The sequence below is a fragment of the Desulfonauticus submarinus genome (assembly GCF_900104045.1).
Taxonomy (GTDB): Bacteria; Desulfobacterota; Desulfovibrionia; order Desulfovibrionales; family Desulfonatronovibrionaceae; genus Desulfonauticus; species Desulfonauticus submarinus.
The window spans coordinates 313,478-338,445 of record NZ_FNIN01000002.1 but is presented as its reverse complement, the minus strand read 5'-3'; the positions used below and the strand labels follow the sequence as shown (position 1 = coordinate 338,445).

General features: G+C 30.5%; 27 protein-coding genes and 1 tRNA gene. 26 read left to right on the top strand and 2 right to left on the bottom strand.

Annotated elements, in window-relative coordinates:
• Window positions 1–41: 41 nt before the first annotated feature.
• From BLP60_RS04175 to BLP60_RS04060, 24 genes are all read left to right on the top strand, one after another.
• Window positions 42–584, top strand: coding sequence for a hypothetical protein (locus BLP60_RS04175; RefSeq protein ID WP_092063867.1), 543 nt, complete (start codon window positions 42–44; stop codon window positions 582–584).
• Window positions 585–617: 33 nt separating this feature from the next.
• Window positions 618–1,172: an HDIG domain-containing metalloprotein gene (locus BLP60_RS04170; RefSeq protein WP_092063864.1), complete on the top strand. Its 555-nt coding sequence runs from the start codon at window positions 618–620 to the stop codon at window positions 1,170–1,172.
• A gap of 247 nt (window positions 1,173–1,419) precedes the next feature.
• On the top strand, window positions 1,420–1,953 hold the full coding sequence (locus BLP60_RS04165; protein WP_092063861.1) for a transcriptional regulator: 534 nt from the start codon (window positions 1,420–1,422) through the stop codon (window positions 1,951–1,953).
• A 10-nt stretch (window positions 1,954–1,963) separates the two neighbouring features.
• Window positions 1,964–2,551 (top strand): adenylyl-sulfate kinase, encoded by a 588-nt coding sequence (gene cysC / locus BLP60_RS04160; RefSeq protein ID WP_092063858.1) that lies wholly within the window; start codon window positions 1,964–1,966, stop codon window positions 2,549–2,551.
• 149 nt (window positions 2,552–2,700) lie between these two features.
• Window positions 2,701–2,829, top strand: a complete 129-nt coding sequence (locus tag BLP60_RS10730) for a hypothetical protein (RefSeq protein WP_289626253.1) — start codon at window positions 2,701–2,703, stop codon at window positions 2,827–2,829.
• Window positions 2,830–3,070: 241 nt separating this feature from the next.
• A complete protein-coding gene (locus tag BLP60_RS04150; protein WP_092063852.1) occupies window positions 3,071–3,361 on the top strand; it encodes a hypothetical protein in 291 nt (96 codons plus the stop codon).
• Window positions 3,324–3,710, top strand: coding sequence for a nucleotidyl transferase AbiEii/AbiGii toxin family protein (locus tag BLP60_RS04145; protein ID WP_092063849.1), 387 nt, complete (start codon window positions 3,324–3,326; stop codon window positions 3,708–3,710). The genes BLP60_RS04150 and BLP60_RS04145 overlap by 38 nt, the downstream gene beginning before the upstream one ends.
• Window positions 3,711–3,992: 282 nt before the next feature.
• The gene (locus tag BLP60_RS04140; RefSeq protein WP_092063846.1) at window positions 3,993–4,187 is read left to right on the top strand and encodes a hypothetical protein; all 195 of its coding nucleotides are present in this window, start codon (window positions 3,993–3,995) and stop codon (window positions 4,185–4,187) included.
• Window positions 4,188–4,326: 139 nt separating this feature from the next.
• The gene (locus BLP60_RS04135; RefSeq protein ID WP_353640740.1) at window positions 4,327–4,569 is read left to right on the top strand and encodes a PIN domain-containing protein; all 243 of its coding nucleotides are present in this window, start codon (window positions 4,327–4,329) and stop codon (window positions 4,567–4,569) included.
• Window positions 4,570–4,686: 117 nt separating this feature from the next.
• Window positions 4,687–5,466, top strand: a complete 780-nt coding sequence (gene rfbF, locus BLP60_RS04130) for a glucose-1-phosphate cytidylyltransferase (protein WP_092063840.1) — start codon at window positions 4,687–4,689, stop codon at window positions 5,464–5,466.
• Window positions 5,454–6,605, top strand: coding sequence for a CDP-glucose 4,6-dehydratase (rfbG, locus tag BLP60_RS04125; protein WP_200779104.1), 1,152 nt, complete (start codon window positions 5,454–5,456; stop codon window positions 6,603–6,605). Before rfbF ends, rfbG begins: the two co-directional genes overlap by 13 nt.
• Window positions 6,606–6,639: 34 nt before the next feature.
• The gene (locus BLP60_RS04120) at window positions 6,640–6,894 is read left to right on the top strand and encodes a hypothetical protein (RefSeq protein WP_143338911.1); all 255 of its coding nucleotides are present in this window, start codon (window positions 6,640–6,642) and stop codon (window positions 6,892–6,894) included.
• Complete coding sequence (gene rfbH, locus BLP60_RS04115; RefSeq protein ID WP_159427682.1) at window positions 6,881–8,524, top strand: lipopolysaccharide biosynthesis protein RfbH; 1,644 nt, start codon at window positions 6,881–6,883, stop codon at window positions 8,522–8,524. The genes BLP60_RS04120 and rfbH overlap by 14 nt, the downstream gene beginning before the upstream one ends.
• Window positions 8,517–9,386, top strand: coding sequence for an NAD-dependent epimerase/dehydratase family protein (locus BLP60_RS04110; RefSeq protein WP_092063831.1), 870 nt, complete (start codon window positions 8,517–8,519; stop codon window positions 9,384–9,386). The genes rfbH and BLP60_RS04110 overlap by 8 nt, the downstream gene beginning before the upstream one ends.
• Window positions 9,383–10,402: a GDP-mannose 4,6-dehydratase gene (locus BLP60_RS04105; RefSeq protein WP_092063828.1), complete on the top strand. Its 1,020-nt coding sequence runs from the start codon at window positions 9,383–9,385 to the stop codon at window positions 10,400–10,402. The genes BLP60_RS04110 and BLP60_RS04105 overlap by 4 nt, the downstream gene beginning before the upstream one ends.
• Entirely contained in the window at window positions 10,403–11,677 is a 1,275-nt protein-coding gene (locus tag BLP60_RS04100) for an MATE family efflux transporter (protein ID WP_092063825.1), read from the top strand. It begins immediately after the preceding gene.
• On the top strand, window positions 11,670–12,680 hold the full coding sequence (locus BLP60_RS04095; RefSeq protein ID WP_092063822.1) for a glycosyltransferase family 2 protein: 1,011 nt from the start codon (window positions 11,670–11,672) through the stop codon (window positions 12,678–12,680). The genes BLP60_RS04100 and BLP60_RS04095 overlap by 8 nt, the downstream gene beginning before the upstream one ends.
• Complete coding sequence (locus BLP60_RS04090) at window positions 12,677–13,669, top strand: glycosyltransferase family 9 protein (protein WP_092063819.1); 993 nt, start codon at window positions 12,677–12,679, stop codon at window positions 13,667–13,669. Before BLP60_RS04095 ends, BLP60_RS04090 begins: the two co-directional genes overlap by 4 nt.
• Window positions 13,666–14,826 (top strand): glycosyltransferase family 4 protein, encoded by a 1,161-nt coding sequence (locus BLP60_RS04085; RefSeq protein WP_092063816.1) that lies wholly within the window; start codon window positions 13,666–13,668, stop codon window positions 14,824–14,826. The genes BLP60_RS04090 and BLP60_RS04085 overlap by 4 nt, the downstream gene beginning before the upstream one ends.
• A gap of 521 nt (window positions 14,827–15,347) precedes the next feature.
• Window positions 15,348–16,715, top strand: a complete 1,368-nt coding sequence (locus BLP60_RS04080; RefSeq protein ID WP_092063813.1) for a hypothetical protein — start codon at window positions 15,348–15,350, stop codon at window positions 16,713–16,715.
• 22 nt (window positions 16,716–16,737) lie between these two features.
• Window positions 16,738–17,841, top strand: coding sequence for a glycosyltransferase family 4 protein (locus BLP60_RS04075; protein WP_092063810.1), 1,104 nt, complete (start codon window positions 16,738–16,740; stop codon window positions 17,839–17,841).
• Window positions 17,838–18,956, top strand: a complete 1,119-nt coding sequence (locus BLP60_RS04070) for a glycosyltransferase (RefSeq protein WP_092063807.1) — start codon at window positions 17,838–17,840, stop codon at window positions 18,954–18,956. The genes BLP60_RS04075 and BLP60_RS04070 overlap by 4 nt, the downstream gene beginning before the upstream one ends.
• Before the next feature lie 250 nt (window positions 18,957–19,206).
• Window positions 19,207–19,470 carry a ComEA family DNA-binding protein gene (locus BLP60_RS04065; RefSeq protein ID WP_200779103.1) on the top strand — a complete coding sequence of 88 codons (264 nt, stop codon included), beginning with the start codon at window positions 19,207–19,209 and terminating at the stop codon, window positions 19,468–19,470.
• A gap of 198 nt (window positions 19,471–19,668) precedes the next feature.
• The gene (locus BLP60_RS04060; RefSeq protein WP_200779102.1) at window positions 19,669–20,649 is read left to right on the top strand and encodes an MraY family glycosyltransferase; all 981 of its coding nucleotides are present in this window, start codon (window positions 19,669–19,671) and stop codon (window positions 20,647–20,649) included.
• A 25-nt stretch (window positions 20,650–20,674) separates the two neighbouring features.
• Here BLP60_RS04060 and BLP60_RS04055 read toward each other — a convergent pair whose 3' ends face one another.
• Window positions 20,675–22,474 (bottom strand): chloride channel protein, encoded by a 1,800-nt coding sequence (locus BLP60_RS04055; RefSeq protein WP_092063801.1) that lies wholly within the window; start codon window positions 22,472–22,474, stop codon window positions 20,675–20,677.
• 13 nt (window positions 22,475–22,487) lie between these two features.
• Entirely contained in the window at window positions 22,488–23,429 is a 942-nt protein-coding gene (locus tag BLP60_RS04050) for a bifunctional riboflavin kinase/FAD synthetase (RefSeq protein WP_092063797.1), read from the bottom strand.
• A 377-nt stretch (window positions 23,430–23,806) separates the two neighbouring features.
• On the opposite strand from BLP60_RS04050, the gene BLP60_RS04045 reads away from it, so the two are divergent.
• Both BLP60_RS04045 and BLP60_RS04040 read left to right on the top strand, forming a co-directional pair.
• Window positions 23,807–23,892, top strand: a tRNA-Leu gene (locus BLP60_RS04045).
• Between the two features lie 66 nt (window positions 23,893–23,958).
• Window positions 23,959–24,963, top strand: a complete 1,005-nt coding sequence (locus tag BLP60_RS04040) for a glycosyltransferase (protein WP_092063794.1) — start codon at window positions 23,959–23,961, stop codon at window positions 24,961–24,963.
• Window positions 24,964–24,968: the final 5 nt, after the last annotated feature.

Here is a 24,968-nt window from a genome sequence, read left to right as displayed (position 1 = left end):
AGATAGAAAGTATAGCTTTTTCTGGTGCAAGGGAGGTTAATATGGGCAAGGAAAAAGAAGAAAAAAATATATCTCCTACAGAAATTCAAACATTAATTGCAGGAATATTTCCCAATACAAGATATTTTGATGCCAGATTTGATCTTTTGCAAGTCCAAATAGATGAGATGAAATTTAATCAGAATTTGTTTCGGGAAGAATTAAAAGAGTTTAAAAGAGAAGTAAAAGAAGGATTTGAAAATGTAGATAAGCGTTTTGATGAGTTTAAATCTGATGTAAATATGCGTTTTGAGCAAGTAGACAAGCGTTTTGAACAGGTAGATAAACGTTTTGACGAATTTAAAAAAGATATTAATGATCGATTTATTCAAGTAGATAAACGATTTGAACAAGTAGATAAGAGATTTGAGCAGGTAGATAAACGATTTGAACAGATGATAGGAGCAATAGATAGATTAACTGATAGGCTTGAATATAGAGATAGAGATCAACGTAATTTTACTTTGCGTATGTTTTCTATTTCTATTGCTGTTTCTATTTTAGGAGTGTTGGGAGCGTTTTTAAAAATTATGGGAATTTTTTAAGAAGCAATTTTAAAATTTAAAGGTAGGTAAAAGATGTTTTCAAGGGAAGAAGCGTTTAATTTTTTGAATCAAAATATTAAGGATGCAAACTTGATAAGACATTGTGTGGCCACAGAAGGAGTGTTGCAAATTTTAGCTAGGCATTTTGGCCAAGACGAAAATCTTTGGGGGATTACAGGTTTGCTTCATGATGTGGATTATGAGTTTACCAAGGAAACTCCAGATCTTCACGGGTTAAAGGCTGGTGAAATGTTAGAGGGTAAACTTCCAGAAGAATCAATTTATGCTATTAAAGCCCACAACTGGGAAATGACAAAAGTAGAGCCGAAAAGTGAATTAGATTGGGCCTTACGTTGTGGTGAAACTATAACAGGACTTATTTTAGCTGCAGCCTATGTGAGGCCCACAAAATTAGAAGGGATGAAAGCCAAAAGCTTAAAAAAGAAGATGAAAGACAAATCTTTTGCAGCTTCTGTAAATAGGGATACCATAAGAGAGTGCAGCAAATTGGGCCTAGAATTGGGAGAATTTTTAGCCCTTGCTATTAAAGGAGTACAAAATAAAGCGAAAGAGCTAGGATTGGAGTAGCGTTTTGTAAACAAATATTGGAGGCGGAAATATACGTTATCTCCGACTAACTAAGGATTTATTTCTAAAAAACTCAACTTTTGTAGAAAAGTTGTAATATTAACAAGTTAGCGAAGTCAAAAAGTTGAGTAAAAAATAAAAAGCTTTTTTTGAACAGTCCATAAAAAGATGAATTTATAAATTAAAGTTTTGGTTGTTTTAGGGGTATATTCTTGACAATTTTGTTCAATTTTTCTAATCGAAATTTATGTTAGATGCTTTAATAACTTCTAAGACAAGGATTCGGTTAATCACCAAATTTTTTTTAAATCCTGGGGTTAGTAGTTATTTGCGGGAGCTGGCTTCTGAGTTTGGAGAGTCAACAAATAGCGTAAAAATAGAATTGGATCGTCTGTCAAATGCTGGTCTTTTGAAAAAAACAACAGAGGGGAGAGTAGTAAAGTATGCAGCGAATAAGAATCATCCAATGTTTTTAGAGCTTGCATCTTTGGTTCGTAAGTATTTTGGTATAGATAAGATAGTAGAAGATATATTAAATCGTTTAGGAGATGTTAAAGCGGCTTATATTACAGGTGATTATGCCAAAGGAATTGATTCTGGTATAATTGACTTAGTTATAGTTGGAAATGTTAATTGGGGGTATTTGCAGGATTTAGTTGAGAAAGCAGAAAATTTAATTAAGCGCAAAATAAGAGTGCTCTTGATAAAAGAAGATGAATTAAGAGTATATAAAAATAAGTTGTCTTTAGAAGAAAGTATCTTGTTGGTAGGAGAGGAGTAAGAATAGATAAATGGCTAATATAGTATGGCATAAGGGCTATATTGATAGGGAGGCTAGAAATAAGTTAAATAAACACAAAAGTTTTGTGTTATGGTTTACAGGCCTTTCTGCTTCTGGAAAGTCTACTATTGCTCATTTAGTGGAAAAGGAGCTTTATGAACAAGGGATACGGACTTATGTTCTTGATGGAGATAATGTTAGACATGGGTTAAATGCAGATTTGGGATTTAATAGAGATGACAGGAGAGAAAATTTAAGGCGTATTGTTGAAGTGTGTAAACTTATGGTTGATGCAGGGATTGTAGTTCTAACGGCATTTATTTCTCCATATAGAGAAGATAGAGCGTATGTGAAGAGTAGACTAAAGAATGACTATATAGAAATATATGTCAAATGTTCTGTTGAAGAATGTGAGCGCCGTGATCCTAAGGGCTTGTATAAGAAAGCCAGGGCAGGGATAATAAAGAATTATACGGGAATTTCTGCTTCTTATGAGGAGCCAGAAAATCCTGATCTGATTATAGATACGGAGGTTACCGAAGTGGAAGAAGCGGTAAAAGAGATGTTGTTTTTTTTGGAGGGAAAAGGAATTGTGTAAGGAGAGACGAAAAGGAAAATAGGCATAAGGCTGCTAGTTTGGAAAATAGGTGAAGAGATAAGTAATAATTTTAGCAACAAAAAGGGAAAATGTGAATTATAGAATATAGAAAATGCCATTTTGTGTATAGAAAAGAGGAAGGACGGTTTTTGTTAATAGATTTCATCAAAAATGAGGTTATTATTCATTCTCGTTCCCAAATCATCAGGCAAGAGAGTGTTGATAATGAAGTATGGGGAGGAGAATGTGTTGAAAATGGACACAACTTTTTATGTTAATTGGGTGAATTGCAGGGGGTATGCGATAGACAACTATAAGGATTTCTGGATATATAAGGGAAGAGTAAGAATCCTGGATGTAAAGGTAATGGGTAAGTCGTCGTTGAATCTGGCTCTAGTGTGTGATTGTCAGTAAGGGGAGTAGTAAATTTTGGTTTGAAAATAAAGTTGTATAATTTAGTTGCAAAGAAATAAAGTAGATTCATTTATAGTGTTAATGGATCTACCAAAGAGGTTTTAGGTGAAACAAGATAAAATTTTTTGGAATTTAAAAAGCAAAGCAAGAATAGATGACATTACTTTTATAGAACATACTTTAAAGTATGGTGATTTTGAAGATATAGTTGAGCTATTTAATAGATTTGATAAAAAAAAGATAAAAGATATTTGGTTAAAAAATATGGCAGGAGATAGTAGATTTTTAAAGCTTAATGTAATGATAGCAAGAGTTTTTTTTGATATGGATGTAGAGAGTGATTATTTTAAGAGGCTGAATGATGCAAGGTTTGAAATTAGAGTTTCTATTAAATAGCACTAAAGAAGTTTTAGAACAACTTGTTTTAAATGAATATATGAGAAATTTTGTGTTGGTTGGTGGCAGTGCTTTAACTTCATATATTTGTCATAGATTGAGTGAGGACTTAGATTTTTTTACTTATGCAGATACTTTTGATAAACAAAAGATTTTTAATATAATTGAAAGGTTTGCAAACAAAGAGATTGTAAACATATCTGATGAGCAGATAGATGTTATTATAAATGGTGTTAAGGTTACTTTTTTTAATGCTAAATGGAGTTTTCTCAAACCAGACAAAATAGATAATTTTAATATCGCTAGTTTAGAACAAATTGCCATAATGAAGATAAATACTCTTTTTTAAGAGCTAAATATAGATCTATAAAAGTTTTAGCTGATGAAGTAAAAAGGGGATTGATAAATTTTTATAAAATATCCTTAGAGAAATTAACGGAGAAAGTAAGAAAAAATTGCTGTAAAATTTTTATTGTTCAATAAAAGTGGATTTTTGTTTTAAAAGTGGGAAAAAGAAATTTATGGGGGGCAGAATGTAAATCCATAAACTCATAAAACTTTAGTAAATATTGAACGTAGAACGTTGATATTATAAATATAAGTGGTTTTCTTAAAGAAAGGAGGATTATAGATGAAGATATATAAAATAATTGAAAATGGGAGAGATGTTTATAGGTGTTTGCCTATGCCTCAGGAACTTTATGAATTGGAAATTACCATAAAGCCTATTAAGAAAAGAGGTTCTATTTTTAGTGAATTTTTAAAAGATAAAATAGAAGTATCTGAATATAAAAAGAGTTCAAGAGAAGAAATTAATGCGAGATAGAATTTTTATTGATACTAATATTTTTGTATATTCTGCAATTAAATCAAGAAATAAATTAGATGAAATAAAACATATTCAGGCACATAATTTATTAATAATATTATTATGAATTTTATAATATTCTTTTTTAAGGTATGAGATTGATGATAAAAATATTCAGAAGAAACTTTATCAGATTATAGATGTAGTTATGGTTGTTCCTTTAACATTAGATATAGTGAGAAAAAGTTGGGAAATAAAAGAAAAATATAAATTTTCCTATTGGGACAGCTTGATAGTTGCTTCAGCTTTAGAAAATAATTGTTCAATTTTATATACAGAAGATATGCAGGATGGGCAGATAATTGAGAAGAAATTGGAGATAGTAAATCCTTTTAAATAGGGATGGATAAAGTGGCTAATATAGTATGGCATAAGGGATATATTGATATAAAGGCTAGAAATAAGTTATAAGTTACAAGATAATTTAGATGTATAAAAAATTTTTTAGGAGGGCATCATGAAGGTATTAATCCTCGCAGGAGGTTTGGGTACTAGATTGTCAGAAGAAACAGATGTACGCCCGAAACCAATGGTAGAGATTGGGGGGAAGCCAATTCTTTGGCATATAATGAAAATATACTCTCATTATGGGTTTAATGAATTTGTGATATTGCTTGGTTATAAAGGATATTATATTAAAGAATATTTTGCCAATTATTTTTTGCATCAAAGTGACGTAACTATAGATTTAAAAAGTAATAAAATGGAAGTTCATAACTGTTCAAGTGAGCCGTGGAAAGTTACGCTTCTTGATACAGGCATTGATACTATGACTGGTGGAAGGATAAAAAGAGCTGAGAAATTTATTAAAAATGAGACTTTTATGCTTACTTATGGTGATGGTGTCGCAGATATAGATATTAATGAGCTTTTAAAGTTCCACAAATCCCATGGGAAAGCCATTACAATGACTTCTGTTCAGCCAGAAGGAAGGTTTGGGGCTTTAAATATTGAAGAGGAGAATAAAGTTACAAAATTTTTAGAAAAGCCAAAAGGTGATGGGGCATGGATAAATGGTGGTTTTTTTGTATGTGAACCAAAAGTGATGGATTATATAACAGAAGGCGATGCAACTATTTTTGAAAGAACACCTCTTGAAAATCTTGCTAAAGATGGAGAGCTATATACCTATAAGCATACTGGTTTCTGGAAATGTATGGATACGCTAAGAGATAAAATTCAATTAAATGAAATGTGGAATGCTGGTAAAGCAAAGTGGAAAATATGGGAAGATTAATGAATAATAATTCATCGTTCAATATCCAACATTTAACATTATTCAACAGTATTTACAATAATAAGGTAGTATTGGTCACCGGTCATACAGGCTTCAAGGGGTCCTGGCTTTGCTTCTGGTTAATACAAATGGGTGCAAAAGTTATTGGGTATTCTCTTAAGCCACCAACGAGTCCAAATCATTTTGAGCTACTTAATCTGGATATGGTTTCTGTTATCGGAGATATTCGAGATGGTGACAAGTTAAATGCAGTATTTTCAAAATATCAACCAGAAATAGTTTTTCATCTTGCAGCTCAACCATTGGTGAGGTTATCATACAAAGAACCCATTGAGACATTTGAGACAAATGTGATAGGGACGTTGAAGGTTTTTGAAGCATGTAAAAATACAAAGTCTGTTAGAGCAATTGTCAATATTACAAGTGATAAGTGTTATGAAAATAAGGAATGGGTCTGGGGATACAGAGAAAATGATCCAATGGGGGGATATGATCCCTATAGCGCTTCAAAAGGTTGTGCAGAACTTCTAACAAGTTCATACAGGAAGTCTTTTTTTAATGTGAATGAATATGGCAAGAGCCATAATGTGTTACTGGCAAGTTGTAGGGCTGGCAATGTCATAGGTGGTGGTGACTGGGCAAAGGATAGGTTGATGACTGATATAATGGTGGCTGTCAGTCAGGGAAAGAAAGTTGTAATCAGAAATCCACAGGCAACCAGACCCTGGCAGCATGTGCTGGAGCCTTTAAGCGGTTATTTGATGCTTGGCCAAAAGTTGCTTGAGGGTAAAAAAGAGTTTGCACAGGCATGGAATTTTGGGTCAGGAGGACAGGGCTCTATTACTGTAAGAGAGGTGGTGGAAAATATCAAAAGGTATTGGGATAAGATTGATTATGAAATTAATCAGGATACGGATCAGCCTCATGAAGCAGGTCTTTTAAAACTGGATTGTTCTAAAGCGTATATGCTGCTTAAGTGGAGAGATGTGTGGGACAGTAATACAACATTTCAAAAGACAGTGAATTGGTATAAAAGTTATTATGAGAAGAATGAGATTTTAACTGAAGAGGATTTGAATTCTTATATTGAGGATGCAAGGGAAAAGGGCCTTGAGTGGGCTGGTAGGAATGCTGAATGATAGAGATGTATTTTTATATAAAAAGGAGAATGCTATGCGGGCACTTCATGGATATTACAAAAATGGTAAAATTGAGATTTTTGGTGAAATACCAAAATATATTAAACGTGCTAGATTAATTATTGTATTGGAGCCAGAAGATGAAGAGAAAAAATATATACCGTTTGATGAGTTTAGAATTACACCTCCAAGCAGTGAGGAAGAGTTTAAAATGATAGGATTATATAATTTTTTTAATGAAGAAGATGATAATAATATAGACTGGGAGGAATGCTTTGGCCTTAAATAGAGTAGGAGAAATAGTTTTCTTGGATTTCCCTTATACAAATTTTAAAAATTCAAAAATACGCCCTGCTGTAATTTTAGGTCAATCTGATATTGATCGAAACGATTATATTGTGGCTTATATTACATCGGAAGTTGATAATTATATTTGGAGTGAATTTGCTGTTTCCTTAAAGGCTTGTGATTTGTCAACACAGACACTTAAGTATGATAGTGTAATAAGGGTTGATAAAATTATAGTTGTTAATAGAAGTCAATTTTTAAGGGAAAAGGTTGCCTATTTAAGGGAAGAAAAGTTACAGGAAGTCTTAAGGGTTTGGGCTAAGTTTCACATTATTAATTATTTTAATGCCCTTCACAAACCAAAACAACAGGAACCTTTCACCCCTGGCAACTCCCGCATCAACTACGCAGGCCGTGTATATGATGAAAACGAGATGATCAATCTGGTGGACTCTGCCCTGGATTTCTGGCTGACAACCGGGCGTTATGCTGAAAAATTTGAGAAAAGTTTTGCTGAGTTTCTGGGCGTTAAGTACTGCTCTTTAACAAACTCTGGCTCATCAGCCAATCTTCTGGCATTCATGGCTTTGACCTCACCTAAACTGGGAGACAGAAGAATTAAAAAGGGAGATGAGGTCATAACCGTGGCAGCAGGATTTCCCACCACTGTTGCTCCTATTATTCAATATGGTGCTGTGCCTGTTTTTGTTGATATTGAACTGCCCTTTTACAATATTGATTGTTCTCAACTTGAGGCTGCTTTGTCAGAGAAAACAAAAGCAGTTATGCTGGCTCATACTCTGGGAAATCCATTTGATTTAGCCAGAGTAAAAGATTTTTGTGATAGGCATGGGTTGTGGCTTATAGAAGATAATTGCGATGCCTTAGGTGCCAGGTATTTTTATAAAGGGGAGTGGAAATATACAGGTACTATTGGTGATATTGGGACATCCAGTTTTTATCCACCTCATCACATGACAATGGGTGAAGGTGGGGCAGTTTATACTAATAATGTGAGTTTAAAAAGGCTCATTGATTCCTTTCGGGATTGGGGACGAGATTGCTGGTGTGCGTCTGGACGGGACAATACATGTGGTAAGAGGTTTAGTCAGCAATTTGGTGAGTTACCATTTGGTTATGACCATAAATATGTGTATTCTCATTTTGGATACAATCTTAAAGTCACGGACATGCAGGCAGCCATTGGATGTGCGCAACTGGAAAAACTGCCGGATTTTATTGAGGCGAGGAAGGCCAATTGGCAAAGATTAAGAGAAGGTCTTTCAGATTTGGAGGATAAATTTATTTTGCCAGAGCCAACACCAGATTCTGATCCGAGTTGGTTTGGTTTTTTATTGACAGTGCGGGAAAATGCGGGATTTTCGCGAGATGAAATAGTAGAGCATCTGGAAAAAAATGGTGTTCAGACTCGGATGTTATTTGCAGGTAATCTTCTAAAGCATCCATGTTTTGATGAGATGAGAGCAAAAGGTGAAGGGTTTAGAGTCGTTGGGGAGTTAAAGAATACAGATATGGTTATGGAGAGAACTTTCTGGGTTGGGGTGTATCCGGGGATGACGGAAGAGATGATGAATTATATGGTTAATATTATAAGGGGGTTCTGTGGCTAACAAAGTTCTCCTAACTGGCGCAACTGGTTTTTTAGGAAGTCATTTGGCCCATTCATTGATTAATGAGGGATATGAAGTAGCAGCATATAGGAGAAAAAATTCTAATTTATGGCGAGTAAAAGATATTGTAGATAAAATATATTGGTATGATGTTAAAAACTTAGAACAACCTTTTTGGGATTTTGGTAAAATTGATTATGTAATTCATACAGCGACTATTTATGGACGAAAAGGTGAAAAGAGTAGTCAGGTAGTAGAGACTAATTTGTTGTTTCCTTTGAAACTTTTTGAAATTGCTACTTTTTTTAACACAGATACTTTTTTTAACACAGATACTATTTTATATAAGTATCTTAATAGTTATGCTCTTTCTAAAAAACAGTTATGTGAATGGTTAAAGATGCATTCTGGTAATACTAAGGTGGTGAATATAAAATTAGAACATATCTATGGCCCAAAAGATGATGATTCTAAATTTATAACCTATATAATTAATCAATGTTTAGCTAATGTGCCAGAAATTAAATTAACAAAGGGTGAACAAAAGAGAGATTTTATTTTTGTAGATGATGTAGTCAGGGCGTATTTGTTTCTTTTAAAATATGGAAAAGAAATAAAGGAAGAATATCTAGATATAGAGATTGGAAGTGGATTAGCAACTACTATAAAAGATTTGGTTTGTCTTATTGCGAGTTTGACGAAGACAAAATCCAGACTTGCTTTTGGTGCTTTACCTTATAGGGAGAACGAAATAATGGAATCCAGGGCTAATATAGAATTTATGAAAAAATTAGGATGGCAGCCGGAAATAAGTTTGGAAACAGGGATTGCAAGAACGATTGCATCATGGGGGGATAAATGAAGTATTTAATAACCGGAGGTTGCGGTTTTTTAGGTTCAAATATTGCTAGCGAAGTCTTAAAAAGAGGGGGAGAGCTTTATATATTTGATAATCTTTATAGAATTGGCAGTGAGCAAAATCTGTCATGGCTAAAGTGTCAAGGTGATTTTTACTTTATACATGGAGATGTCAGGAGCCAGGGAGATGTAGAAAAAGCTATAAAAGAAATTAAGCCAGAGGTGATTTATCATTTAGCTGGTCAAGTGGCAATGACTACATCAATAGCCAATCCAAGAATGGATTTTGAAGTAAATGCTCTGGGCAGTTTTAACCTTCTTAATGCAGTCAGGGAGTATTCTCCTGAAAGTATTGTTATTTATTCTTCTACAAATAAAGTGTATGGAGATCTGGAGTGGGTTGAATACGAAGAAACTGAAACAAGATATGTAGCTAAAAATTTTCCTAATGGATTTTCTGAGAGTATCCCTCTGGACTTTCATTCGCCATATGGTTGTTCAAAAGGTGCTGCTGATCAATACTTTCTTGATTTTTACAGAATTTATGGAATTAGAACTGTGGTTTTCAGGCATTCTTCCATGTATGGTGGAAGGCAGTTTGCGACTTATGATCAGGGATGGGTAGGATGGTTTGTGCAAAAGGCTGTAGAAATTAAGCAAGGCAAATTAAAAGAACCTTTTACTATTTCTGGAAATGGAAAACAGGTTAGAGATCTCCTTTATGCAAGTGACACCGTAGCTCTCTATCTCAAAGCTTCTGAAAAAATAGAAAATATAAAAGGAGAAGCTTTTAATGTAGGCGGTGGGATAGTAAACTCATCATCCTTGCTTGAACTTTTTTCGTTTTTAGAACAAACACTTGATATAAATATGATGTATACAAAACTACCACCTAGAGAGAGTGATCAGAAAGTATTTGTTGCAGATATAACTAAAGTAAAAGAGAGTATAGATTGGGAACCAAAGGTTTCTAAAGAAGATGGCATTAGCAAAATGATTGAATGGGTGAAAGAGAAATAAGTGCTTAAAACAAAGATAGAAAAGTATCATTATATTGCATTTATTGGATGGATTGCAAAATTATTTGCAATTTTGCTTTCTCTCCTAAATACAAGAATGCTATTAAATCTTATTAACATTGATGGTTATGCACTATATTCTATATTAGCCTCATTTGCAGGTTGGATTGCGCTATTGAATTTCGGCTTACCTAACGGAGTGCAAAATTTAATAGCAAAATATAGAGTAAAAAATAAAAATTTAGACAATTTATATAAAAGTTTATTTTTTTTGATTGTTATTATATTAATGCTTTCTGTTCCTTTGTTGTATATTGTAAGTTTTGCCATATATCATACTATATTATCAAGCTATCAAAATCTAATAAGCACAACCATGTTGTTTGCTGTTTTGTATTTGTTGTTATTGTTTGGACTATCACAAATTTTCTATAAAATACTTTTTGCTAATTATAAAGGTATTTATCCAAATTTATATCCTCTAATAATTTCAGCAATCAATTTTTTGATATTATATTTATGCCAAGTATTTAATATGCACAATGAAGCACTAGTTATTGTTCTGTTTTTCTCATCATATTTTATTATCTTTATAGTTTCTTATCTTCAGTCAATTGGTATTGTACTTCCTAAGTTCGATAGAGTTTTAAGCATAGAGTTGTTTAAATACTCAAAAGATTTTTTTATATTTGCAATTTTGGCTTCTTTTACTTTAGGGATAGACTATATAATTATGTCAAAAATATTAGACTCACTATATATTACGCAATATAACTTAATAATGAAATTTTATAATCTTATTATAGTGCTTTATGCAACACTCCTGGCGACCTCTTGGTCGATATCATCGGAAGCTTATCACAAAAAAGAATATTTCTCTATTTATGAACTAATTAAAAAAAATATAATAATTGGATTACTACTGACAATTATTGTCTCTATAATTGTTTTTACCTTCAAAGACCAATTATTCTTTTTGGTCTCCGGGAAAGAGCTACATATTTTATATACTACATTATTGCTTGCTACGATATATGTCATCATAAGAATATGGACAGATACTTTTGCTACAATATTATCAAGCATTCAAAAAGTTAAGATATTAATATGCGTCGTGCCTTATCAAGCATTTATATCGATACTTTCACAATTCTATTTAGGGAAAAAGTTCGGCATCAATGGTATTTTTATAGGTTTGATTTTATCATTTCTTTTAACTGTATCAATAATCTTGCCATTATATTTAAAAAGACATTTAAGGGAGCAGTATGACTAAGCCATTACTATCAATATGTATTCCAACGTATAATAGGGCCAAATTTTTGCCGGATGCAATTGAGAGTATTTTAAATCAAATTACGCCGGATATAAAAGATATGGTAGAAATTTGTATAAGCGATAACGCCTCAACAGATAATACAGAAGAGATTGTAAAAGAATATCAGGGAAAAAATATTTGTAAAATAGTTTATCATAAAAATGAAGAGAATATTGGGGCAGATAGGAATTATTTAAAAGTAATTGAAATAGCAAATGGTGAATATTGTTGGTGGTTAGGTAGCGATGATGCTTTAGAAGATAATATACTTGAAATGTTATTAAATAAAATAAAAAGCACAAAACGAGATTTTTATATGCTTACTCAAAACTGTTATGATATAAATTTAGAAAATAGGTTCCAATGCAAACATCACCCATTATTAAGTTATAAAAGTGATAAACTATTGAGTTTAGATGAAATTTTGACAGAAGCTGTTTATCTTATTGGATATATTTCGGTATTAATAGTTAAAAAGAACATATTTTTACAGCCTATGCCTCAAGAGGATAAGTATATAGGTAGTATGTACATACATACTTATAAAATATTATATGCTTTAAATAATGGCAACACAATGTATTTTATAAGAGAACCTATGGTTAAGTGGAGAGCGGATAATGACTCTTTTTTAGAAGAGTTAAAAGTCTTTGGAAGAATAAAAATTGATATTATTGGCTACAGTTCTATTGCAAAAGATATTTTTGGAGAAAATAGTAAAGAATATAAAAAGATACTTAAAATAAGAGTTATTAACAAAATGCTTGGATACATATTATCACTAAAATCTGTTAATGTCAATAGAAAAAATATTATTGAACTTTTTGAATGTTTAAAACCATTTAAAGTGCAATATTTGAAGATGTATATATTAGCAAGCATACCAATTCCTTTGTTTAGAGTTATAAGGTTTGTATATAGATATACTTTAAAGCCAATTAAAAAGATTGAGTTCAAATGAAAAAAATTTTAATCGTTCATCTGTCTGGTATTGGTAATACTGTTGCAATATTACCATTAATAAATAAAATACAAAGAGTATATCAAAATTCAATTATAGATATTCTTTTAGCTCAAAACAGAGGAGGAGAAACTATTGTTAAAAATGCTACCCAAATAAAGAGTATTTATTTTTTAGAAAAAATAGACTATATGAATAAATTTGATAAATTTTTGTTTTTATATAAAAAATCTCAAGAATTGCCTAAGTATGATATAGCAATCACAACTTATCCAAATCAAGGAATTTTTAGCGCATTATTAATGTATTTTAGTGCTGGACAGAGAATTCAGCATAGATATAAATATGGAAATTTTTTGCTTAGCTATGCACCAGAAATTAAATATACAAATTTTGTAGAGCAGAATTTAAATTTAGTCCCCTATAAAAATCTAAATGAAGATTTTAAAATTAATTATCATATAAGTGAGGAGAATGAAAAGTTTGCAATGGAGCATATTCCAAATGGAAAGGTAATAGTTGGAATACATCCTGGTGGGTTCAATGATATGGAGTATAAAAGATATGATATAAACAAATGGTTAAATATGATTGAAATGTTACATAAAAAAAATAGTAATTATCAATTCTTTATATTTGGTGGTCCTAGTGATGACTTATCATTTTTTCAGGAAAATGATTATATTAAAATCTTTAAAGATATCGCTTTAGAAAAAACAATTGCTTTAATTTCTAAAGTAGATATTTTTTTAAGTAATGATAGTGGGTTAGCTCACATTGCTTCTATGTTTAACAAAAAACAGCTTATACTATTTGGAGCAACAGATCCAGTTTATAGTAAACCATATTCAGAAAATGCATTTGCAATAACACCTAAAAATTTTAAACCTTTTTATATTCCACATAAAGGTATAGTGAATAAAATAAATTTTTATATAAATGAAATCGATGAAGAATATATTATTAAAAAAATAGAAAGTTTAATATGAAAATATTAATCTTCAATACACTTTATTATCCAAATCAAATAGGGGGAGCTGAAAAATCTGTTCAGTTGTTGGCTGAAGGATTATTAAAAGATGGTAAAGAACCTATTGTGGTTACTACTTCAGATAAAGATTGTATAAATTATATTAATGGAGTAAAAGTGTATTATATAAAGACTATTAATCTTTATTGGGTATATAATGCAAAAAAAGAAAAAAAATATAAAAAACCTATTTGGCATTTGATAGATAGTTATAATCCATTTAATAAAAAAATAAATGATGTTATTGAAGTGGAAAATCCTGATGTTGTACATACTAATAATTTGGCAGGATTTTCTGTAAGTGTGTGGAAGCTAGCAAAAGATAAAGATATAAAAATAGTGCATACATTAAGAGACTACTATTTATTATGTCCAAAGTCTACAATGTTTAATGAAAAATTAAATAAAAATTGTGAAAAACAATGTTTAGCTTGTAAATTATATTCTATGCCAAGAAAAAAATATTCAAAATATGTAGATGTCGTTGTTGGGGTAAGTAAATTTATATTAAATAAGCATTTAAGATATGGATATTTTAAAAATGTTAATAAAAGCGTTATTTATAATAGTGTAGAGGTGCCTACTAATTTTAAAAAGAAAAATATGGACAAAAAAGAAATAATATTTGGATATGTTGGGACTTTATCAAAAAGTAAAGGTATTGAATTTTTATTAGAAAATTTTAAAAATTTAGATTTAAAAAATACAAAACTCTTTATTTATGGAAAAGGCCTTACAAAGGAATATGAGAATTATTTAAAGCAAAAATATCAAGATAAAGACTTAATTTTTAAAGGTTTTAAAAAACCGCAAGATATTTATAAAAATATTGATATTTTAATAGTTCCATCTTTATGGAATGAACCTTTTGGTAGAATTGTTCCAGAAGCAAATAGTTACGGAATCCCTGTTTTAGCATCCGATACTGGAGGTTTGTCAGAATTAGTAGAAAATGGTAAGAATGGTTATCTTTTTGATCTAGACAAAGAAAATGATTTTGAGGAAAAATTAAGACTTACCATAGAGATGTATAAGAAAAAACAGTTTGAATTTAATACAAATTTATTTAGCTTAGATACTATCATTAATGAATATATAAATTTATATTCATGTTGATTCCAAATTTTGAGTTTTAAATTTTTATAGATAACTATTTATATAATGCACAGTTTTGTACAAAATTAAGGAAATTGATGTATAATTATATCGTGAGAGATTCTTTTTAAAAAGGAGAGAAAAAATAGAGGCAGATGAGATTTATTTTGGGACAGAAAGAAAAGGGATGCGAGGAAGGGTAAAAGTTGAAAAATAGTGAAGGATGTATCAGCAGAAAGTTTGCTTAAAGTTCTCATAAAAAAAGATAAAAAAAGAAATTTTATTTATATAGATAAATTTAAATTTAGGTGTTACTGTTTTTTTCGTTTTTTTAGTCGTTAAAATTTTATGGTTTATCGCCAGAACTATTTTTTTATTTCTTAAAAGAATTCGAATTTACGAATTTAGATATAATAATCGTAATATTAATGCTTTTGTTAAATTACTTGAGATATCCATGCAATGGAATGAATTAGGGGATTACTAAATATTTTTTGATTTAAATATTTTATTTTTTTAAATAGAAAGTTATAGATGTGTATATGACTATTACTATATGGGGCTATATATTTATTCCTCTTATATTAATTTCTACTTTGAATTTTAGATATTTATTAGGTTTATTTATTATATCACTATCTTTGCAAATGACTTCGATTATTAATATCGATAATTTCCATTATGGACTGAGATTGTATCGGTTTATTGCTATTGTATTAGATTTTGTGTGTTTGTTTTATTTTGTATCAAAAAAAAATAATATTGTATTTGCTGTTAAAAAAATGTTGATTGCGTTAACGTTGTTTATTGTCTATGGCTTCCTTATTTCTTTTTGGGGGCCAATTATGTTTGAGGGATGTTTAGTATTTGTCCCTGAGTATGGTATAGATTATAATGCAGTATATGGCCCCTTCCCTTTAAAGTTTTCTTTATACAATTTAATATTGCCAGTTAATATTTTTATATTTGTTCTAGTATTTGTGTTTATTGTACTATTTGAAATGAAGGAAAAGTGTATTAATTTTGTAATTAAATGCTTTTATTTTACCATTATAATGATTTTATTTTTTTCTTTTTATCAGTTATTGCAGTCAATTGTGTATCTCCCTAATATATTTAAAATTATTAATAATACTATATCGAATCAATTTCATTTAGTTAGTATAAATTTATCTGGAATAAATTTTTTAAGAGTTGCAGCGACTTATTCAGAACCTTCGTATTTATCTTCTTTTTTAGTAAGTATTTTTTCTTTCGCTTTTTCATCTTTTATTTTATATAAAAAATTATTATGGTTATTGATTTTAGTATCTATTCTTATTTTACTTTCTGCAAGCTCTACTACATATTTGTGTTCACTTATAATGATATTTGTTGTTTTAATGTTTGCTTGGTTTACTTGCTTTAGGAAAAAAGAGAAATTGTTAAGATCATTTATTATTTTATTGCTTTGCTTAACAGCAATTTTTATATTTGTTAGTTATATTATAGGCTTAAATAATATGATGATAATTTTGAATGATTTTCTATTTAATAAGATGTATAGTTATTCTTTTATTAATAGAATAAAAGCAGACATATATAGCTTTTTTATTTTTTCAGATAGTTTTGGTTTAGGAATGGGGATAGGTTCTACCAGGCCATCTTCTTTGCTGCCTTGTTTGATTTCAACAGTGGGAGTTTGGGGCACTTTTTTTTTCTTGTTATTTTTATATTATTTTTTACGATATTCTTATTACTCTTTAAAAACAAGTGCTTATTTCCCTTATTTTTTTTTAGTTCCAAGCGTAATCGTAACTCAGTTAGTTGCTTATCCAGATTTTACAAATCCTACATTGTGGCAAATGTTGTATATTGTATTGATAATTATAAAAAAAATAAGATTCAAATATTATTATGGATTGCATTGATATTAGGGTATAGGGTAATGTGATGAAAATTTATCTGGATGGAATTTTTTATAAGGGGGCAGGTATAGGCAGATATTATGAAAATTTGTTGAGAGAACTAGGGAGAAGAAAATTTTATATTTATACTTTGGTCCCTTTAAAATATAAAGGTGATTTTGATAACGAATTCAATGCAATGAGCAATATTAAGCCTATCTTTGTAGATTATGAGAAGTTTTCATTAAAAGGTATATTTTGGGCACATAAAATATTAAATAATCTAAAAAGAGAAGTAGATTTATTTTGTTTTCCCCATATAAATATACCTATATTTTTTGAAGGCCAAATTATATTGACTATCCATGATTTAAGGCCTTTTGGTGTTTTTTGGGATAGAGGTTTTTTAAGAACAGAAGTAGTTAAATATTTATATAAGAGTGCGATTAAGAAAGCAAACTATATTGTTGCTATATCTCATTCTACTAAAGATGAAATGTTAAATATTTTTTCAGAGATTAATGGAATTGATAAAAAGATACATGTTATTTATAATTCAATTGAAGACAAATTTATAAATAAAGAATTATTAAATAGAAATAGATTAATAAGAAAAAGATATATTTTATATATAGGAAGCAGAAAAAAACACAAGAATTTAGAAAGGTTAATATATGCATTTAAGGATCTTCAGACTAATATTAGGTGTATACTTGTAATTGCAGGTAAAACAGAGATAGAGAAAAAAAATTTTATAGATAGATTAATTCAAAAATTAAATTTAAATGAGCTTGTTGTGTTAATAGATAATCCTTCTGATGAAGTACTGATGAATCTTTATTATTATGCAGATTTGTTTGTATTTCCAAGTTTATATGAAGGATTTGGATATCCTCCTTTGGAGGCAATTGCTTTAAATACTGCTGCGATAACATCCAATATTCCTATTTTTAGAGAAATTTTGGGCATAGAGATTGCTTGCTTTAATCCGTATTCTATAGAGGATATGAGAGATAAGATTCTCAATGTTTTAAAAAATAGAGAAAAAAGAGATAGGTTGTTAAAAATAGGAAAAAAAAGGTTAGTATATTTTAGTAATAGAAAAAATATACCAAGATATATTAATCTTTTTCATAAAATTATTAAATGAAAATATTACAATTAGGTAAACATTATCCTCCAGATATTGGAGGCATAGAGACAGTACTATTTGATATAGTAGAAGGCTTAAATGCACAGAATATAAAATGTGATATATTATGCTCCAATTCTACAAATAAATATATAGAAGAAGTTGTAAATGGATATTCTGTTTTTAGGGTTAGGAGTTATGGTAAAGTGGCTTCTACTGCTATAGCTCCTCAGATGTTTTTTAAGCTAAGAGAGATTATTAATAACTATGATATTATTCATATACATTTTCCTGATCCATTAGCTAATTTTGCTTTAATGTTTGCTAGACATAGAAATAAAAAGGTAGTTTTACATTGGCATAGTGATATTATAAAGCAAAGATATCTTTTAAAATTATATTTACCTTTTCAGAAATGGATGTTAAATAGAGCGGATGTAATTATTGCAACTACTCCAAAGTATGTAGAGGAATCACCATATTTAAGTAAATATAAGAATAAATGTAGAGTAGTGCCAATAGGGATTAATTCAAATAAATTAAGAGTTGATAAGGATTTTGTGTTAAAGATAAAGAAGAAGTTTAATAATAAAAAAATAATTTTTTCTCTTGGGAGGTTAGTTTATTATAAAGGGTTTGAGTATCTAATAAAGTCAGCGAAATATTTAGATGATAGTTATGTTGTTGTGATAGGGGGAGAAGGTGGATTAAGGAAAAAGCTAGAAAGGTTAATTGTTGAGAACGGATTATTTAAAAAAGTATTTTTAATAGGTAAAATACCTTCAGATAAATTGGGGAGTTATTATAAAGCTTGCGATCTATTTTGTTTACCTTCTATTGAAAGATCAGAAGCCTTTGGCATAGTTCAGATAGAAGCTATGAGTTTCGGAAAACCAGTCGTGGCTACAAAAATTAAGGGCAGTGGAGTTGATTGGGTTAATCAAAATGGGGTTACAGGATATAATGTACCACCTAAATCTGTTAAAAAAATGGCCGACGCTATAGTTACGATATCACAAAACAGAGATAAATATTGTGAATTTAGTAAGAATTCAAAGAAAAGGTTTAATGAATTATTTACTAGAGATAAAATGATAAACAATATCATTAAAATATATAAGGAAATTGTATGAAATTATAGAAATATTTTCAATAATACTGATTGAAAGAGACACTTTTATTGATTAATCTATATTGCTAGATGATGTAGTATTTATTAAATTTATTTTTTGGGTTTAAAAAATTAAAAATTAAAAAGTGAGAACGAAAAATTGTTTTAATTATATGTAACACTATTTTTATTACTTTTTTATAATACGTTAAGTAAAAGTATTTATTTTCTTAAGAGGGCAAAAGGGGAAATATGTAAGGAGGAAGTAGAAAATGAGAGTAATGGTTTTGATTTTAAGTTTTATATTCTTATTTTCTACAATTTGTTTAGCAAAAGTAAATATAAATACAGCTAGTAAACAAGAATTAATTAGCTTACCTTATATAGGAGAGAGCAAAGCTGATAATATTTTGAAATATAGAAAAGAACATGGAGAATTTAAGAGTAAAAGCGATATTTTAAAGGTAAAAGGTATTGGAGGTAAGATTTTTGAAAAGATAAAAGATGATATTTGTACTGGAAATGATTGTAAATAAAAATTTTCTCCTTTTGCCCTCTTGTGATGATATTGTGGTTTTATATTTTGATTTTTATTAGCTTATATATGAGCTATAGGTTAGTGGAGGAATTTTAATTTGTTATATTTGCTAGTTGCGTTTTTTATCAGCTGCTTTATTTCTCTTTTTATAATTCGTTTTATAAATACGCATGTAGTTTGTGATACCTGTGAAGGGGTGCAAAAGTTTCATGTTGGTTTTATTCCACGGATTGGAGGAGTTGCTATTTATGTAGCGTTGTTAAGTGTTAGTCTAGCATTTTGGTTAAGTAAAAAAGATTTTTTAGTGCAATATATTTTACTTATTGTCAGCGTGTTCCCTTTATTTATCAGTGGACTTGTGGAAGATATAACAAAAAAGGTTGCTCCTAGGTGGCGACTTTTAGCTGCACTTATGTCTGCTGCCTTAGTTTATTGGCTATTAGATATTAAAATAACGAGACTAGATATCCCTTTTTTGGATTTTATTTGGCAATATGAATATCTTAGCTTTGGGTTTACAATATTTGCAATTGCTGGAGTTAGTCACGCCTTTAATATTATCGATGGTTTTAATGGATTATGTGCTGGAATTAGCATATTAGTTTTTGGAGCATATGCATATATAGCTTTTTTGGTTCATGATATATTTATTTTATATTTATGTTTAATTTTAATTTTTTCTATTTTGGGTTTTTTCATATGGAACTATCCTTTTGGGTTAATTTTTTTAGGAGATTGTGGAGCTTATGTGTTGGGATTCTTTGCTGCAGCTATTGGGGTTTTTTTAACTAAAGAACATTCTCAAGTATCTCCTTGGCTTCCACTGCTTTTAGTAATATATCCTGTTTGGGAAACTCTATTTTCTATTTATAGGAGAAAAATTTTAATGGAAACAGCAGCCTCACAACCAGATGCTATTCATTTTCATACTCTTGTGTATAGACGTTTATTAACACTTATTATTGGCAATAATATAGATAAAAAAACAAAAAACGCTTTAACTGCTCCTTTTTTTTGGTCAATTGAAGTAGTTTGTTTGACTTTTTCTGTTATTTTTTGTCGCAATTCTCTTATTTTAGCGAGTTGTGTATTTATTTTTATAGTATTTTATACTTGGTTCTATTTTAGAGTAGTTACTTTTCGTACGCCTCGTGTATTGCCTTTTTCAAAAAAGTAAGGGAAGTCCAATTTTTGGGAGTTTTCTACGCTATTTTTTTAGGTGCCCTATGAAGGGCTTTAAAGACATCTTCTCTGGATATTAGGCCCAGTACCTTGGTTTTGTCTTGTGGATCTAATACTGGCAATTGTCCAAAATTAGTTTCTAAAAATTTTACTAAGGTGGTATAGAGATTATCTTCTGTAGTTACTGTAACAGCTTTTCTGGCTACGTCTTTGGCTACTAATAAGTCGCCTAGTACATCTTCAAATAAGATCCTTCTTAAGTCTTGTACAGAAACGATGCCAGTGATTGTGTCATCTTCTCCTCGCACAGGAAAGTAAAAGTCATTACTATGGGCTACCACGTCTAACATGGCCCTAAAAGAAGAACCTTCTTCAAATGTACCAACTTTTTTGGGTTGATAGTAATCTTTTACTTTTAGATTTTCTAAAATATTTATAGTTGCATCATCAATATGAGCAGGAGACTCAAATTTATTGTGAACTTGATTTTCATAAAGAGAGACATTTCTATTTAATACTAGACAGATTGCAGAGCTGAGCATTAATGGTGCAAGTAGGCCATATCCTTGAGAAAATTCACATACCATAATAAGAGGTCCAATAGGAGCATTGGCAATGCCAGCAAAAAAAGCAGCCATGCCTACTAATACAAAGGCTCCTGGCTGTGTAATTATCTCTGGATATAGATTTTGTCCCATAAAACCAATTATGCCGCCAGACATTCCTCCTACAAAAAGCGCTGGAGCAAACATACCCCCACTCATTCCAGAGCCTAAAGTAAGAGACGTTGCAATTGTTTTTCCAATTAGTATTAGGCACATAGTTAATATGGAAAGCTTGCCGAGCATTGCCATTTCTAGCCAGCCGTATCCTCCACTTAGTAAGTTTGGGAAAATACTTCCCAAAATGCCCATTGTTAAACCACCTAGCCCTAAAGTTAGGGGGATGCCAAGTTTATTTTTAAGAGGCCAAAATATTTTATATTTTATAAAGTAAAAAGTTTTTACATAAAATTGTCCAGTAAAGGCACAGAAAAATGCCAGGGCAGCATAAAAAAGGAGTTCTCTAGGATCATGGAAAATAAATCTTGGAATCCCAAATATAGGTTCACTTCCAAATGCTAAAGTAAAAATAGTGTAAGCTACCACAGAAGATGTTACTGCAGGTAAAATTGCCTCTGCCTCAAAATCTTCTCTGTAAATTACTTCTACTGCGGTTAAGGCTCCTCCTAATGGGGCTCTAAAGATAGCTCCAAGTCCTCCAGCAGCTCCAGTTAAAAGCAAGAGACGTCTTTCTTGAGGAGAAAGTTTAAATTTTTGGGCAAGATATGAACCAATACCTGCTCCTATAAGAGAGATAGGGCCTTCTCTACCTGCACTTCCACCTGTTCCAATGGTTAAAATGGAAGTAGCTCCTCTAATAAAAGCTACAATGGGTTTTATTAGGCCATCATTATAATGAAATGCTTTTATCATGCTATCTGTTCCATCTGTTCCACCTTCAATACATTTGGGCGCAAATTTAACAATTAGCCAGCCAGTAATTAGACCAGCACATGTTGTAAAAATTGGGATAAGCCACGGGCGGTAAGGTCCTAATATCCCATGAAAAATTTCTTCTCCTGCAGGGGCTGGCATTTCAATACCTGCAAAACTATGAAGAAGTATAAATTTTACACCTTCTACACCAGCAAAAAATAAAATTGCGGCAACTCCTGATAAGGCCCCTGTGATTGTTCCTAAGATGAGCCATCTAGCATTAGCTACAATCTTATATACATTTAAACTTTCTTTCCAAACTTGTTTTATAAAATTAAACATTTCCCCTCTAATTTTATATAACTGCTTCTGGTTGGCTTAAAATTTTTTTCCCCAATAAAATATCTTTTTGAATTTGTTCTTTTAATTCTTGAATAGAAGAAAATTTTTTCTCATTCCTTAATCTTTGTACAAAGTGTACATTTATGGTTTTGCCATATATATTTTGATTAAAATTTAAGATATGGACTTCTACAGAGAGATATTCATTGCCAAATGTTGGGTTATAACCAATATTTGCAACACCAGGAAGGATATTAGTGTCTAGCTCAACCCATACTGCATAAACTCCTAATTTAGGGAATAGCTCGTCTTTAAGAGCAATATTTGCAGTGGGGAAAAGTAATCTAGCGCCTCTTTTTTTACCTTCAATAACAGTCCCTTTTACTTGATAGAAGCGTCCCAAAAGAGGGCGAGCTTCCCATACTTTGCCTGCTTGAATAAGATCTCTTATTCTAGTAGAGCTTACAATAGCTCCTTTATACATTACAGGAGAAAGTTGTTCTACACGAAAACCGAATTCTTCTCCCAATTTTTTTAGGAGATTAAAATTTCCTTTCCTATTCTTACCAAAAGCATAATCATAACCAATAATTAATTCTTTTAGCTTTAGACCATTTACAAGATATATTTTGACAAATTCTTTGGGTTCAAGTGATGCTAGTTTTTTGGTAAAAGGGATGCAAAATATATAATCAACTCCTAAATCAGAGATGAGCTGTAGCTTTTGCTCTGTTAGAGTAATAAAAGGAGGAGTTTTACTATCAACTAAAACGCGTAAAGGATGTGGATCGAATGTTACCACTACGCTTGTAGCATTAATGGCTTTAGCGCGAGCACAAACTTTTTTAATAAGGGTTTGATGACCAATATGTACTCCATCAAAATTGCCTATTGTGGCGCAAGAACAATGGATATTGTTGTTAATCTGATTTAGACTAGAAATAATTTTGGCCATTTTACCCTCCAAAATTATTAATGCTAGCTTAAAATGATTTGACCTTCAACCCATTAATTATTCAATTTAGAGGGATCCAATATATGTTTTCTTGGAGAGCGAGAATATTTAACCTAAAAATGTAGTTAAGCTGTATTTAAGGTCCTTGTTTAAATATTGGTAGACTCAGTTAGAGATTATATCTAGGAAAATCAGAAAATAATAAATTTATAAAATAGCAAACCAGTAGGGGAAGCTTAATTTTGGCTTTTTGTAAAATTCTTGCCAAGGTGTTTTTTTTGGCTTATTTTTATTATCTAGGTAGAAGACAATAGGTTAATTGATATGTGGTAGGATAATTAGAAGAGTATTCAACTAAAATTTATGTTTGTAATTTTGCCGAAGTGGTGGAATTGGTAGACACGCTAGGTTCAGGGTCTAGTGGGCTTAGCCCGTGGGGGTTCGAGTCCCCCCTTCGGCACCATAAGCGACAATAGGGGTCTAAAAATAATGTTAGACTCCTTTTTTATTTTATTAATTAAGTTAGGTAATGAAGTTAAAAATACTTTTTTTGACTCAGGGTGGAGAGACCCTTCCCAGTGTACGTTTTAGGGTTTTACCTTTTATCCATATATGGAAAAATCAAGGAATAGATGTTTCTTATTTTAAGTTACCCAAGACGCTTATAAAAAAAATTCCTTTTTATTTTAAGCTACCAAAGGCGGATGTTATTATTTTACAGAAAAAATTGGTGTCAAAAAGTGAGCTATTCTTGATAAAAACAAAGGCGAAAAAGATATGTTTTGATTTTGATGATGCGGTATGGACTTCTCATCCGTCGGTTAAGTTGACTTTAAAGATAAAGAAGAAAAATTTTAAAAATAGAACAAGATTACTCAATATCGTAAAGAATGCAGATTTAGTTATTTGTGGCAATCAATATTTATGTTCTAATATTTGGGATTTTACCCCAAATACTTTGATATTACCCACTTCTATAGATATAGATAAATATTGTCCAACTCTCCAGGAAAAAACAGAAAAAAAGAATTTTGTGGTGGGATGGATAGGAACTAATTCAAATATTTTTTTTATGAAAAATATATTTGAGTCTATTAAAAAGATAGAAGGAATACAGATTAAAGTAGTATCTAATAAAAATTTAAATGTTAATTTGCCAAGAGGTGTTATTTTTGAAATTTGGGATGCAAACAGAGAGGTAGAACAAATACGATCTTTTAATATAGGATTGATGCCTTTATTAGATGATGAATATACCCGAGGTAAATGTGGCTTTAAGATTATTCAGTATATGTCTTGCGGAGTTGTCCCGATTGCTTCTGATGTTGGTTTTAATCGCGATATTATTTCCCATGGCCAAGATGGTTTTTTGGTAAAGAAAGAGCATGAGTGGATAAAATATATTCAAATGTTAAGAGAAGATGTATCATTGCAGAAAAAAATGAGTACAAATGCTAGAAAAAAGATTGAAAAGAATTTCAATATAAAAAACAGTGCTAGTATTTTATTAAGGAAAATCCAAAGTTTGCTATAGGTGTA

Coding starts and splice junctions, on each gene's coding strand:
- BLP60_RS04065 (WP_200779103.1), top strand. CDS start 19,207: ATGAGAGTAATGGTTTTGATTTTAAGTTTTATATTCTTATTTTCTACA.
- BLP60_RS04085 (WP_092063816.1), top strand. CDS start 13,666: ATGAAAATATTAATCTTCAATACACTTTATTATCCAAATCAAATAGGG.
- BLP60_RS04105 (WP_092063828.1), top strand. CDS start 9,383: ATGAAGTATTTAATAACCGGAGGTTGCGGTTTTTTAGGTTCAAATATT.
- BLP60_RS04080 (WP_092063813.1), top strand. CDS start 15,348: ATGACTATTACTATATGGGGCTATATATTTATTCCTCTTATATTAATT.
- BLP60_RS04145 (WP_092063849.1), top strand. CDS start 3,324: ATGATGCAAGGTTTGAAATTAGAGTTTCTATTAAATAGCACTAAAGAA.
- rfbF (WP_092063840.1), top strand. CDS start 4,687: ATGAAGGTATTAATCCTCGCAGGAGGTTTGGGTACTAGATTGTCAGAA.
- BLP60_RS04095 (WP_092063822.1), top strand. CDS start 11,670: ATGACTAAGCCATTACTATCAATATGTATTCCAACGTATAATAGGGCC.
- BLP60_RS04075 (WP_092063810.1), top strand. CDS start 16,738: ATGAAAATTTATCTGGATGGAATTTTTTATAAGGGGGCAGGTATAGGC.
- BLP60_RS04165 (WP_092063861.1), top strand. CDS start 1,420: ATGTTAGATGCTTTAATAACTTCTAAGACAAGGATTCGGTTAATCACC.
- BLP60_RS04070 (WP_092063807.1), top strand. CDS start 17,838: ATGAAAATATTACAATTAGGTAAACATTATCCTCCAGATATTGGAGGC.
- BLP60_RS04090 (WP_092063819.1), top strand. CDS start 12,677: ATGAAAAAAATTTTAATCGTTCATCTGTCTGGTATTGGTAATACTGTT.
- cysC (WP_092063858.1), top strand. CDS start 1,964: ATGGCTAATATAGTATGGCATAAGGGCTATATTGATAGGGAGGCTAGA.
- BLP60_RS04055 (WP_092063801.1), bottom strand. CDS start 22,474: ATGTTTAATTTTATAAAACAAGTTTGGAAAGAAAGTTTAAATGTATAT.
- BLP60_RS04050 (WP_092063797.1), bottom strand. CDS start 23,429: ATGGCCAAAATTATTTCTAGTCTAAATCAGATTAACAACAATATCCAT.
- rfbG (WP_200779104.1), top strand. CDS start 5,454: ATGGGAAGATTAATGAATAATAATTCATCGTTCAATATCCAACATTTA.
- BLP60_RS04120 (WP_143338911.1), top strand. CDS start 6,640: ATGCGGGCACTTCATGGATATTACAAAAATGGTAAAATTGAGATTTTT.
- BLP60_RS04170 (WP_092063864.1), top strand. CDS start 618: ATGTTTTCAAGGGAAGAAGCGTTTAATTTTTTGAATCAAAATATTAAG.
- BLP60_RS04175 (WP_092063867.1), top strand. CDS start 42: ATGGGCAAGGAAAAAGAAGAAAAAAATATATCTCCTACAGAAATTCAA.
- BLP60_RS04040 (WP_092063794.1), top strand. CDS start 23,959: ATGAAGTTAAAAATACTTTTTTTGACTCAGGGTGGAGAGACCCTTCCC.
- BLP60_RS04140 (WP_092063846.1), top strand. CDS start 3,993: ATGAAGATATATAAAATAATTGAAAATGGGAGAGATGTTTATAGGTGT.